Origin of the sequence: Yersinia vastinensis, assembly GCF_044905075.1 — a bacterium.
GTDB classification, from domain to species: Bacteria; Pseudomonadota; Gammaproteobacteria; order Enterobacterales; family Enterobacteriaceae; genus Yersinia; species Yersinia vastinensis.
In genome coordinates this window covers 3,757,572-3,770,544 of sequence record NZ_CP173260.1, presented here as the reverse complement: position 1 = coordinate 3,770,544, position 12,973 = coordinate 3,757,572, and the positions used below count along the sequence as shown (strand labels likewise).

The window sequence follows — 12,973 nt, the reverse complement described above, 5'->3', positions numbered from 1 at the left end:
GGAATATGGGATGGCTGTTGTTTGTAAGGGAATAGTTACCCGGCTGACCCCGATGGTCATGAAAGCCATGATTGGGATGACGGCCATCGTAGCAACGACGACATTATTTAGCAGCCCAGTTTGGGCATTAAATAAGACGGCGACGGTGACGGTCTCGGTCAATATTTTTGCAGCGCCACCTTGCGTCATTAACAGCAATAACAACATTAACGTCGACTTTGGTGATGATCTCCTGACGTCAAATATTGATGGTATTCAGTATATGAAGCCAGTGACCTACACCTTGGACTGTACTGCGGCGGCAACCAATGCGCTGAAAATGAGCATCAAGGGCAATGGGGCGAGTTTTGATACCGCCGTTCTGAGAACCAGTAATGCGAATCTGGGGATCAAATTGATGCGAAGTGGTCAGGAATTGCCGCTGAATAGCGAATTTAATTTTACCTACCCGGCTGTCCCTGTATTACAGGCAGTACCGGTTAAGCAGATAAATTCGACGTTAAGCACAGGATATTTTTCCGGCACAGCGACCTTGGTTGTGGAGTACCAGTAATGAATATGAATTCACTCACTTCGTGCTGTACCGTCGCTATGTTTTTGGCCTTCAGCAGTTCGTTAGCACATGCGGACAATATGCAGTTTTCCGGCACATTAATTAACCCGCCGCCTTGTGTCATCAGCGGTGGAAATACCATTGATGTGCCCTTTGGTGAAAATCTGGGGGTGAAGAAAATTGATGGAATTAATTATACCCAGACCGTGCCTTACAGTGTGACGTGCGAAGCGGTAAGCAGCAGCTTGGAATTAGGTCTGACGATAGTGAGTGCATCTGTTACCACATTTGATCTCTCTGCAATACAAACCAATATCCCCGATCTGGGCATTCGTATACTGAGAAATGGCGCCCCTTTCACACTGAATACACGGATTGCTTATGACAAAAATAATCCGCCGACGCTTCAGGCAGTTCCTGTCCAAGCGACGGGCGCGACATTAAGTGAAGGGAGTTTTGAGGCTACCGCTACGTTATTAGTGGATTACCAATAGGATAACATGATGGCTAATTTAAATCTGCTGACACGCCATGGACGTTATATTTTAAGCGCATTGGTTCTGCATATTATTGGGACCCTGCCAGTATCCGCGGTAGACAATATGCGTTTTCATGGTGCATTAGTCGCTGAACCTTGCACGATTCGTCCAGGTGATGAAGCCATTAGTTTGAACTTTGGTACAGTGGTCGATAAATATCTTTATTCGAATCAACGAACTTTAGGCAAACAGTTTCAAATACATTTGGTTGATTGTGACGTCAGTTTAGGGACGACAGCTAATATCATATTCACGGGTAATGATAACGCTAATTTGCCGGGGTTATTAGCCGTCGATGGTAATGATGTTGGTATCGGTATTGGTCTTGAAACATTGGCCGGTAAGCCTTTGCTATTAAATCAATCCAGTGACGATATTGGGCTGACTGCGGGTAATAATATTATCACCTTAAAAGCCTATGTGCGGGGTGAACCTCAAGCAATAACTCAACGCACAATTAAACGCGGTGAGTTCAGTGCAGTCGCCACTTTTAACCTGCAATATTATTAATATGCGGCAGATTGATACTATTAATATATGGACATAAACCATGGAACTTAAACAAATAGAGCAGCCGGCTATACGGTTAAGTCATCTTTTTGGTGGGTTAATCGCTTGCGGGTTATTCTTATTGCCGCTTTATAGCCAGGCCAGTGCTTGGGTTTCGACACAGACGCGAGTAGGGGCTCAATATCAAGGAACTTTTTCGTGGCCGAGCGAAGAATTAACCGGGGTACTTTGTAATTCCACATCTTGTTCTGTCGCAATATGTCACTATTCAAGTGATATTGATGAATTGTGCGCGAACCCCTCTTATGCCTCAACGCGTGTCATTGTTTCTCGTGGCGCAACCGCCCAAGATATGCGAACGGCATTTATTGCTCAAAATGGCACCTCCGGTAGTTGGGCAACGACAACCACAAACCAATTGCGCGCGGCGGGCACTTGCTTTGGTGTCATGTATTGGCAAGGCAGTAATGATATTAACTTTACCGGTCAATCCATCCCAGGCTCTTATTGTGGTGCAGTTCCACCCACACCAGAAACTTGTGATATTACGGGTGATGTCTATATCAATTATGGTTCGCTTAACCAACAAACTGTTGATGGTGCAATAAAAAGTGAACCATTAATCATCAACTGCACTGCCACAACATCGCTGAAGTTGACTTTGGTAGGGGGCAAAAGCATCCCTATGGGACAAAATGGCAATCTCACATCGACATTAAAAGTTTCTGGGCAAGATTTATCCAATGGTGTGACAGTCACGGGTAATGTCGGGAATACCTCTTTCTTGATTGAATCAACACTTCACGCGGCAGCATTACCTGATGCTGGTACGTTTAGTGGCAGTGGAGTTGTGATTATGTCGTATCTTTAAACTCAGATATATATGCACTCACCGGTTGAGTGCATAATTATTATGAATATAAAATAGCGTTTTAGTTTTATTATTTTTATATTCATAAAGCGAGGTTTGTTTACTGTTATTTAAATATGGCAGCGAACCCTCGTGGTATTTATTTATGCATTAATTATAGAATAAATAAATGTTATTTTTGCTGTAATTATCTTTGTTAATGTAGTATAAATTCTCTGCGTTGGATTAATTGAGTGTCAGGGTTTACCTAATATTCAAAACGCATACTTCAATGGGCTATTAAATAATAGGCTATAAATTTTTATTCTCTTTTAAAGGGTTTCTCATGAAAAAAATGAACATGGCTGATGCCAATACAATCGTTGGCGGTACTGGTCAAACTTGTAAAGATACTTATGAGTGGCTGACTGGTAGCACCACATTGACTTGCCAAGCTATTACTACTTGTACTGACAAGCACGGTAAAGTTGTTAGCCGCACTGCTGCACCAACTAGCGTAGCAAATTGCCGTTAAGATATACCCGCCTTATTTCAAGCTGCATGTACGTTGGCTACGCTTAATAATCCGAATCACTTACCACAGTAAGTTCATCGGAATTATCTAGCTTGTCGCTTTCCTGCAACTCGATTTATTTTGGGCATGGCAAATTAAGCCTTCGTTAATTTTATTAATGTTTAACGATACCCTACAGGCAAGTACGGGGTGAGTTGCTGTGCTTGCCTGATTTATTTTTTTATTATGTCACCGATGCTTAAATTCAAGAATTTTCGCATTAGATGAATGTTAAAGATGTTATTTCTCGGACATAACGGTGATTTGACCCTGTTTATGTCTTACCTGAACCCTGATTGTGAATACAACTTACTATGTCTATAAATAATGGGGCTGCCCAAAAAGGTCTGTTTAGAAGTAAGGGATTCTTCATAGGCTACACACTGTTAGTTATTATTATTTCTTCATTGATAACAACGGCCTGTTTCCATTATTTCGTGCTCAATCAGGATCCGCAGGAAAGCCTGTTTTCTATTAGTAGTAGTGAAATCGAAAATAGCCCGATTAAAGATGATAAAAGCATCATCGAAATCTTCTCTTATGGCTGCCATTACTGTGCCATTAACGAAGATAATGTCGCCCAATTAGAACGTCGCATGCCAGAAGGTACTCGTTTTGTTCGCCTGCATATCAGCAGTGATAAGACGACCGGTTTGGGGCGTTTTGCACCGATGTTTGCCACCTTATCTGTGATGGGTATTGAATCTCAGCATCGGGCGAGCGCCTACAAAGCGGTACTCGAAGACAACATCGATTTTAGCGATAACAGCAAGCTTGAAGCTTGGCTGATAGCCAATGGCATTGATGTCGCTAAATATCAGCAAGTTAGTCAGTCAGCGCAGGTTAAAGAACTGATTGCTTATATGACTGCGGTGACCGCCCATTACAACGTTGATGCGACGCCAACCTTCATTGTCGGCAAAAAATGGATAGCGTTACAGGATCGTGAATTCCCTGCGTTCTCGGATCACCTCTTGTCATTACTCGAGCACGACAAGGCGCTGGAGAAATAATGAGACTGTTAGCCGTATGGGGTTATTTCGCCTGGAGAAACCAGTTGGATAAGTTGGCTTTCAGTGGGCAGGTATTTGCCCGCTTGAAGGCCAAACTGGCTATCGGGATATTACGGCACGGTGATTATCGCTTTTTACTGATGCTCGGTGCTTTGCGCCGGGCTTTCGGTTTGTCGTCACGCCAGCAGAAGAATCTGGCTCTGGTGGCCGAGGCCAATAGCCAGTGCTTGTTGAACGGTCAGAAAAGCCCATCGGCACGGAACTTTATCCGTACCGCCCAGCGCCGTCAGATATTGGAATTAGCCGCGACTTTTGGACAAAATCGGCGTGTTTTAGCGCAATTGGCTGCATGCACCGAGCAATTAGACAGTCACGTTAAAGCACTGCACGAGGCCGGTTCGCCAGTTATTTTGGCACCGTTACATATGGTCTCTGATGTGCTTGCAGGGATGGTGGGCGCAGGCGCGTATCCCGGCCAGGCGACGGTGGTGGTCTCTGCTAGCGCAGAAGCTTATGAAGAGCAGGCTCGGCAAATGGGTGGGGTGAATATCTCTTATTGCTCTATTCATGCAGATAGCCGTGCCATTGCTGGCAACCTGATGGATGCCATTATGGAAGCCGCAGAGCATAAGCGAAATATTATGATTTTTCCGGATATTACGCCGGATTACACCATCAATAACCAGACGACAGAAACGGCAAAAATGCCCTGTCATCTGTTCAGTCGTCCGGCCAATTTACACAGTGGCATTATCCGTCTTGCCAGAGCACTTTCAGCGCAAGTGGTTTTTTATTATCTGTATTACGACAAAGGAATAAAAATCCATATTTATCCATCGCTTAATGCTCGGGAAGTGAAAAAAAGACTCCCTGAATTGATTGAAATATCAATGACGCAGCACCCACAAGACTGGCTGTTATGGCACTCACATTCATTGTTTTTTATTAATGAATAATGTCACTTACGAAGAATAGTAGAAAATGGAAAAGATAATCCCAACGCTCGTTTTTCAAAGCGAAACCAATGAATGTGGATTGGCCTGTATTTCGATGCTGGCACAGACCCAAGGCATCAATGCCCCGCTGGAAAGCTTGCGTGAGCGTTATCCTGCCTCAGGGCATGGCACATCTCTGGCCACGCTTTGTACTATTTTATCTGAGCTGGCCATACCGGCTTACCCAGTGGTGTTTGAACATCAAGAGCTGTCGGCTTTACCGCTGCCGGCTATCTTGCATTATGGTGCCAACCATTATGTGCTGCTTGCTTATCGCCAAGGCAACTATGTCTGCGTCATGAACCCCGCGATTGGGCAGCAACTGCTACCCATGGATGCTTTAAAAGCAGAAATCAGCGGTTATGCGTTAGTACTGGATCCTGACACGCCAGCAGACTCAGACGCGGTGAAAAAAATCGAACACAGTAAACGACTCAGTGCGCTCGACTGCATGAGCTTGAAGGAGACGGCGAATATCCGAGGGATCTACTGGCTGATGACGCTGGCATTTTTGATCTCCCTGACGCTGTTTATTATGCCGACGATGGTCAGTAGCGCCATTAATGACGTATTTTCCTCCGCTGGCGATAAAGATTTTCCCTATTTCTATTTTCTCTTAGCCTTTGTGGTTTCGACGTCACTGGCTTTTGCCGTGCGATATATCACCGAGCGCTATATTAAACATTTTGTGGTGCTGAACAGTGTGGCGGGTTTCTCCCGATTACTTAGTCACTCGCTTAACTTCTTTGATAAGCGGGCGCCTGGTGACATCTTCAGTCGGTTCTCAAACTGGCAAATGGCCGCGACACAAAAAATTGAGTTGGATAATGGCCTGCGGACTGACTGGATAATCGGCGCGATTGCATTGGCCGTGATGTGTTATATGAGTCCATTGTTGGCGATGGTATCGGCTATTGGTGTGATGCTGATGGGGCTTATCAGTATTTGGGCCATCTACCGTGACCGCTATTACACCCAGCAGTTACAGGTGAAAGGTGCCGAGCAAAGTGATTTTATTCTGGAAACCATTCAGGGGTTTTCCACCATTAAATCTGCCGGTTTATCTAGCCAACGCCAAGGGGTATTCGCCGGTTTGGCGCTGTCATTATTTACCGCATTACAGAAGAAGAAAATCTACGACCAGGTCAAAAATAGCCTCTATCAGCTCATCGGCAGTTTGGAAATGGTGTTCTTCATGCTGCTGGCGTTGCCATTGTTAAAGCAAGGCACATTGAGTTTGGGCGAGTTTTTTGCCTACAGTTTTGTGCGTGAAATTTTCACCTCTTACATCACCAAAATCTTCTATGCCATTTTGCAGAAGAACCAATTGCACGTAATTGATATTCGCGCGCGCGATTTGTTCCCCGCAGGGCAGTCATCGGCCCCGGAAAAAAGCTCTGCGGTACCCAAAGCACCACCGGAGTTTAACCATCAGTTGGTTTATCAGAATCTTCGCTTTGCCTATGATGCCCGTCAGCCGGTATTACGTGACTTGTCACTGTCTCTGACGCGTGGACAAAGCGTGGCGATTGTCGGTGAGTCCGGTGCTGGAAAAAGTACCTTGCTGAAAGTGATGGCCGGATTGATGCCACCACAGCAAGGGCAAGTGATCGTGGATGGTGAACCGGTGGATTTCCAGCAGGCTCATTCGCTGTTTTTCCTGCAAAGTCAGGAAGATATTCTGTTCAACGCCTCGGTATTACAAAACATCACTTTGTTTGATGGGCATCTAGACGCCAGCAAACGCCAGCGTATTGAACGTTCGCTGCAAGGGCTGCAATTGGCCCATGTCATCGATAAATTACCCGGTGGTCTCAGTGCGTTGGTACGTGAAAGCCATGCCGCACTCTCTTTAGGGCAGCGCCAGCGGCTACTACTGGCTCGCGCCATGTACAGTGATTGCCCGGTTTTGGTATTGGATGAACCCACCGCCAATCTGGATGAAAATACCGCCCAGCAGGTAATGCAGGCGTTATTGGCCCATTGCCGCGAATACCAAAAAACATTGATCACTGTCACTCACAGTGAAAGCGTGCTGCCGATGTTTGACCGAGTTTTCCGCTTAAATGATGGCCAACTGGTTCGCTGCATTCAACCTGTGGCCTCCGCTCACCTCACTCCTGCGGCGGTTAACTGATGCGTATTAACATGTTGAACAAGAAGCAGCGGCTATCACTCGCCCTATTAGTTATCGTTTTGCTGGCGATTGGCGCACTGGCGGCACTGTTGTTATCGGGCGGTTCGCAAGATACGCCACCGTTAACCGAAACAATTAGTCGTGGGGATATTGAACGCAATGTTATGGCAACCGGCAGTTTAAAGCCCTCATTGCAGGTCAATGTGGGCGCACAGGTCAATGGGCAGTTAACCAAGCTGTATGTCAAACAGGGCGACCGCGTCACTCGTGGTCAGTTGTTGGCTGAAATTGACCCGACCTTGCAGCAAAACGAATTGCGTAAATCAGAGGCTGAATTACAAAGTGCGCAGGCGCAGAAACAGGCGTCGGCGGCATTGTTGCGCCAATATCTGCTTGAGTTTCGTCGTCAACAGACGCTGGCAAAAGAGGGATCTGGTGTAAAAAGTACGCTGGAAAAAGCGCAGGCGCAATATGACAGTCAGTTAGCACAATTGCATGTTAACGACGCTCAAATTGTACAAAGCCAAATGGCACTGGAAACCGCAAAAGCCAATCTGGGCTTTACTCGTATTTTGGCACCGATTGATGGTGAAGTGCTGGGGATCGTCACCAAAGAGGGGCAAACTATTGTTTCCTCACAGACTGCGCCGACCATTCTGGTATTGGCCAATGTCGATACCATGACGGTACAAACACGCATTTCAGAAACCGACATACTCAAAGTCCATGCTGGGCAACCGCTGTGGTTCTATGTGGTAGCTGATCCTGAACGTCGCTACGAAAGCCAGATGGATGCCATTCAGGAAGCGTCCGCAGACAGCTTACGCGAAGAGAGTTCTGGGCAAGCAAACAACCAACAGCCTTCTGCGGTTTATTACAACGGCATATTCAGCATTGCTAACCATGAGCGGCTATTGCGCACATCAATGACGGCACAGGTCTTCATTATTACCGCACAAGCTAAAAATGTGCTGCGCGTGCCATTGTCGGCTCTCGGTGCACCGCAATCTGGTTTAGCACCAAACGCGAATAAACGCTATCAAGTCCAGATTATCAAAGACAAACAGAAGCGGGTGCGCTGGGTCTCTCTGGGGCTGCGCGATGCGCAGTATGCCGAGGTCAAAGAGGGGCTAGAACCAGGTGATCAGGTGGTATTGATGGGCACGCCATCGGGAGTGAGCAATGGACGTTAATACGGTTCATCCCGGTGACATCCACGGTAACCCGTTGATCCAACTCAAGGGGATTTATCGCCATTTCGCTTCCGGTACTGCGTCAGTTGCGGTGCTCAAGAATATCTCACTGTCGATTCATCGCGGTGAAATGGTTGCGATTATTGGTGCTTCCGGCTCGGGTAAATCAACGCTGATGAATATTATTGGTTGCTTAGATAAACCGACGCAGGGGGAGATGTCGATTCATGACATCCCGACGCGTCAGGCCAGCAGCGAGCAACTTGCGCAGTTACGCAGCCAATATATCGGTTTTATTTTTCAACGCTATCACTTGATGCCGTATTTAACAGCGACTGAAAATGTGGTGATCCCCGCGCTTTATACCGCCATGAGTATGGCCGAGCGTCAGGAACGCGCCACTTATCTGCTGCGCCGTTTAGGTCTTGGTCAACATTTGCTACATAAACCGGCACAGCTTTCTGGCGGGCAACAGCAGCGAGTCAGTATTGCCCGCGCGCTGATGAATGGTGCCGGTATTATCTTGGCTGATGAGCCGACCGGTGCGCTAGATAGTGCCAGTGGGCAGGAGCTAATGGGGATTTTGCACGGCCTGCATCAGTCCGGGCACACCATTATTATCGTGACCCATGACCGCAATATCGCCAATCAGGCACAGCGTATTATCGAGATAAGCGACGGTGAAATTATTGCCGATAACAATAATGAAGCCATCGGCGCGGCGGCGGTCAACGCCGCACTGCCCGCCACGGTCGCCACGGGTCGCCCGCACTGGTGGTTGAGTGTTAGAGAGGCTATCAAAATGGCCTGGCGCTCACTACTGGGGCACCGTATTCGTGCTTTTTTATCGATGCTAGGCATTATTATCGGCATCTCTTCGGTGGTGTCCTCAATGGCCGTAGGGGAAGGTGCGCGACAGGAAATTCTCAACGAAATCAGCCAGCTGGGAACCAGTAATCTGGACATTCGCCCTGGGTTGGGTTGGGATAAACCTCGCCCAGACTTTGAACGTGCACTTTCGCAAAGAGATGTCGAGCTGTTAGGCCGCCAACCCTATGTCGATAGTTTGTCACCGGTGGTAAGCAAAATGGTGACGGCAGTACGTGGTGATAAGCAAGTGATGGTGTCGCTCTCTGGGGTTAGCAATGGCTATTTTCAGGTGAAAGGACTGAATTTCACGGTGGGTGAAGATTTTACCCAGCACCATGTAAATGCGCGTGAGCCGGTGGTCATTTTACAACCGGAACTCAGTGACACACTATTTGCCGCAGGGGAAAACCCAATAGGCGAAATCGTGCAACTCGGTGGCATTCCATTACGCGTCATGGGGGTCGCCAAGCACGGCGGTTCGTCATTCGGCGGATTATTGGCTGCCTGGATGCCATACACCTCTCTGACCGAGCGTATTTCAGGGGATATTCCACTGGAGTCAATAGCGGTGCGGGTGCGTGAAGGTTACAACCTTAATGACGTGCAAAATGATGTCGAAAAGCTACTGGAGCAGGCTCATGGTCAGCGGGACTTTTTTATTCTGAACAATGACCAGATGAGCAAGGCGATTCAGAAAACGTCTGACTCCATGACACTGCTGATCACCTCCATAGCGGCAATTTCTCTGCTGGTGGGGGGGGTAGGTGTGATGAATATTATGTTGGTGTCCGTGACAGAGCGCACCCATGAAATTGGTATTCGTCTGTCCGTAGGTGCACGTCCGAGCGACATCATGCTCCAGTTTTTGATTGAGGCTGTGGTCATCTGCACCCTTGGTGGCCTGATTGGTATTGTGGGTTCCGCGCTGGCAGGGGTGATTTTCTCTTCGGTGACTCAGACCTTTACCATGGTTTTCACTTGGCCGCCGTTGGTCTTGGCCTGTAGTTTCTCTGCGCTTATCGGTTTGGGATTTGGCTTTTTCCCTGCACGCAATGCCGCGCGTTTACATCCAACCGAGGCGCTGGCACGAGAATGATCAAATTAATTAACGCCGGGATAATTATCCTACTACTCACCGGTTGCGGCTCGTTACTGAAAAGTGACTATCAGCGGCCAATGCTGTCAGTACCTGACGAATGGCGAGTTAAAGACAGTGGTGGCGGTTATCTGCACCACAGTGTGCACTGGTGGGAAAATTTCGATGATCCGCAATTGTCTGAAAGCATCAACCGCATGTTGCTCAGTAATAACGATCTGGCTGCCGCCGGATTGAAATTACAACAGGCACGTTTGACGGCGGGGTTAACTAATACCAATTTGCACCCGAGCGTCACCTTAACGGGCACCGGCAGCAATACTCGCTCATTGAATGAAAACACTCAACCGCGAGAAAGTTATAGCACCTCATTTGGCTTGAGTTACGAGCTGGATTTGTGGGGCAAACTGGCTCGTGCGCGTGAGCAATCTGCCTGGCTGGTCAATGCCACTGAGCAAGATCGTCAGGAAACCGCACTTTCATTGATTGGCACTACCGCTGATCTCTACTGGCAGATTACTAAATTCAATCAGCAGTTGGGTTACCAACAGGCTGCGTTGGCTATCTCGCAAGACACACTTAATATCGTGCGTTCGCGCTTGGCGGCAGGGGATGCCAGTGAAATAGAACTGTTGCAGGCACAACAGGCATTACTGGATCGTCAAAACCAGTATCACAATCTTGAACAGCAGCGGGAAGCTGCGCGTAATGCCATGGCGCTACTGTTTAATCGCGCGCCGGATTATCGTCAGGCCGAGCGCAAGGCACTGGATTTACAACAACAGGTGCCGATCGCCGAGAGTTTGCCGCTACAGGTGATTGCGCAGCGGCCCGATGTGCAAGCCGCCGAGTGGCGGTTACGTGCTGCATTAGCGGGTTCGGATGTCGCGAAACTGAATTTCTATCCAACACTGTCGTTGGGGGCCTCGCTGGATGCGGGCAGCGCTGTCTTCTCACAATGGTTCAGCAACCCTAGTCGGACGCTGAGCGTTAATAGCGCACTGCCTTTCTTACAGTGGAACACCGTGCAGCTCACTATTGACCAGTCGAAGTTGGATGTGCAATTGGCTGCGGTAAATTTTCGCAGCAAGGTCTATAGCGCGCTTAAAGATGTCGACGACGCGATGACGGCGCGGCTCAGTTATCAGCAACAAAAACAAAATCAGTGGCAAAACCTGCAACTCAGTCAACGTCGACTGAGCCTGACCAATAGCCAATATCAAGCAGGCGCCGTCTCATTTCAGACCTTACTGGATGCGCAGGATGCCCTGCTGACCAGTGAAACCAATTTGCTTGAGCTTCAATATAACTACCTGAACGCGACCATGAAATTGTGGTTGGCTTTGGGCGGGGGTGTTGATAACAGCCGGGACAGTAAAGGAATTAAATCATGACAAATAGCATCAAACAGCGCCGGGTTGTTGTCACCGGTTATGGCAGTGTGACGCCAATGGGCATGACCGCGCAGCAAAGCTGGGCAGCGATTATGGATTACCAATTGGGTTACCGTTATTACGATAAATCCGAACAGGGCATCAAATCGCGATTTTTTGGCCTGTTGGATGCGGAACCTAATCTGAAAGCGGTGCCTGCTGCAATACGCCGCCGCTTGCCGCGCTATGCACGATTAGCGCTGGCCGCAGCACGAGAAGCCATGGCAATGGCATTTGCTGAAAAGTCCCCAGCGGATTACTACGACTTGCTCGATTGCGGCACCATCATCGGCAGTGGTTGGGCAGGTCAGGATGAAACTCATGATAACTATGAAGGTTATTTAGAAACTGGACTGGGCACACCGTTCGGTTGTTTCTTGTCGATGCCGAATGCCGGTACTGCGGCGTGTAGTTTGTATTGGGGATTACGCGGTTATCAGAATTCACCGATCGCTGCTTGTGCCACCGGGACTATTGCCATTGGTGATGCTTTTGAAATCATCCGCAGTGGACGAGCCACAATGATGCTGGCTGGGGCGGGTGAATCACTGCGCAGTGATGCCGCAGTGTGGAATATCGATATTTTGGGAGCGCTGGCGCGTGAGCAAGAAGAGGCGAGTAAAGCCAGTTGCCCATTTAGCTTAGATCGCAACGGGTTTGTGCTGTCTGAAGGGGCGGCAGTGTTGTGTTTGGAAGAGCGGGAAGGCGCTATTGCCCGTGGCGCTCACATTCTTGGCGAGATAAAAGGTTACGGTAACTATTCCGATGCTTTTGATTTCACTGCACCTGCAGAAGATAAAGTGGCGCGCGTGAAAACTATCCAACACGCTTTACAGCAGGCAGGGTTGAGTGCGGATGAAATTGACTACGTTAACCTGCATGGCACCTCAACTCAGCTTAATGATTTGAACGAAACGCAAGCCATTAAGCAGGCATTTGGTGAGGCGGCCTATACCACGCCACTGTCGAGCACCAAATCCTATTCCGGTCATTTGATTGCCGCCGCCGGTAGCTTTGAATCCATTATCTGCTTACAAGCACTGCAACATCAGTTGATGCCTGCGACTTGCAATTTGAAAAATGCGGATCCGCAATGTGACCTTGATTATATCAGTGAAGGGCATCGGTCGGGCGTGCTACGCAACACATTGAACTTGAGTTTCGGTTTTGGTGGGGCGAATGCGGCATTGGTTATTGGGTTGGATTGAAC

12 protein-coding genes are annotated in these 12,973 nt (G+C 48.1%); all 12 read left to right on the top strand.

Annotated features, from left to right (window positions below):
- Positions 1 to 10 precede the first annotated feature (10 nt).
- The 12 genes from ACIOG0_RS17570 to ACIOG0_RS17515 all read left to right on the top strand — a co-directional run bounded on the left by ACIOG0_RS17570 (position 11) and on the right by ACIOG0_RS17515 (position 12,971).
- The gene (locus tag ACIOG0_RS17570; RefSeq protein WP_050100327.1) at positions 11 to 553 is read left to right on the top strand and encodes a fimbrial protein; all 543 of its coding nucleotides are present in this window, start codon (positions 11 to 13) and stop codon (positions 551 to 553) included.
- Positions 553 to 1,047, top strand: coding sequence for a fimbrial protein (locus ACIOG0_RS17565; RefSeq protein ID WP_128451263.1), 495 nt, complete (start codon positions 553 to 555; stop codon positions 1,045 to 1,047). Before ACIOG0_RS17570 ends, ACIOG0_RS17565 begins: the two co-directional genes overlap by 1 nt.
- 9 nt (positions 1,048 to 1,056) lie before the next feature.
- The gene (locus ACIOG0_RS17560; protein WP_050295864.1) at positions 1,057 to 1,602 is read left to right on the top strand and encodes a fimbrial protein; all 546 of its coding nucleotides are present in this window, start codon (positions 1,057 to 1,059) and stop codon (positions 1,600 to 1,602) included.
- A gap of 40 nt (positions 1,603 to 1,642) precedes the next feature.
- A complete protein-coding gene (locus tag ACIOG0_RS17555) occupies positions 1,643 to 2,473 on the top strand; it encodes a hypothetical protein (protein ID WP_050100321.1) in 831 nt (276 codons plus the stop codon).
- Positions 2,474 to 2,798: 325 nt separating this feature from the next.
- On the top strand, positions 2,799 to 2,987 hold the full coding sequence (locus tag ACIOG0_RS17550) for a DUF4762 family protein (protein WP_050100319.1): 189 nt from the start codon (positions 2,799 to 2,801) through the stop codon (positions 2,985 to 2,987).
- A gap of 353 nt (positions 2,988 to 3,340) precedes the next feature.
- Positions 3,341 to 4,039 (top strand): DsbA family protein, encoded by a 699-nt coding sequence (locus ACIOG0_RS17545; protein WP_080985795.1) that lies wholly within the window; start codon positions 3,341 to 3,343, stop codon positions 4,037 to 4,039.
- Positions 4,039 to 4,995, top strand: coding sequence for an ABC transporter (locus ACIOG0_RS17540; protein ID WP_128451262.1), 957 nt, complete (start codon positions 4,039 to 4,041; stop codon positions 4,993 to 4,995). Before ACIOG0_RS17545 ends, ACIOG0_RS17540 begins: the two co-directional genes overlap by 1 nt.
- 25 nt (positions 4,996 to 5,020) lie before the next feature.
- Positions 5,021 to 7,171 (top strand): peptidase domain-containing ABC transporter, encoded by a 2,151-nt coding sequence (locus ACIOG0_RS17535; protein WP_050100316.1) that lies wholly within the window; start codon positions 5,021 to 5,023, stop codon positions 7,169 to 7,171.
- A complete protein-coding gene (locus ACIOG0_RS17530) occupies positions 7,171 to 8,364 on the top strand; it encodes an efflux RND transporter periplasmic adaptor subunit (protein WP_050140510.1) in 1,194 nt (397 codons plus the stop codon). The genes ACIOG0_RS17535 and ACIOG0_RS17530 overlap by 1 nt, the downstream gene beginning before the upstream one ends.
- Complete coding sequence (locus ACIOG0_RS17525; RefSeq protein WP_128451261.1) at positions 8,354 to 10,330, top strand: ABC transporter permease; 1,977 nt, start codon at positions 8,354 to 8,356, stop codon at positions 10,328 to 10,330. Before ACIOG0_RS17530 ends, ACIOG0_RS17525 begins: the two co-directional genes overlap by 11 nt.
- Positions 10,327 to 11,724 carry an efflux transporter outer membrane subunit gene (locus tag ACIOG0_RS17520; protein WP_050100314.1) on the top strand — a complete coding sequence of 466 codons (1,398 nt, stop codon included), beginning with the start codon at positions 10,327 to 10,329 and terminating at the stop codon, positions 11,722 to 11,724. Before ACIOG0_RS17525 ends, ACIOG0_RS17520 begins: the two co-directional genes overlap by 4 nt.
- Positions 11,721 to 12,971: a beta-ketoacyl-[acyl-carrier-protein] synthase family protein gene (locus ACIOG0_RS17515; protein ID WP_050100313.1), complete on the top strand. Its 1,251-nt coding sequence runs from the start codon at positions 11,721 to 11,723 to the stop codon at positions 12,969 to 12,971. The genes ACIOG0_RS17520 and ACIOG0_RS17515 overlap by 4 nt, the downstream gene beginning before the upstream one ends.
- Positions 12,972 to 12,973: the final 2 nt, after the last annotated feature.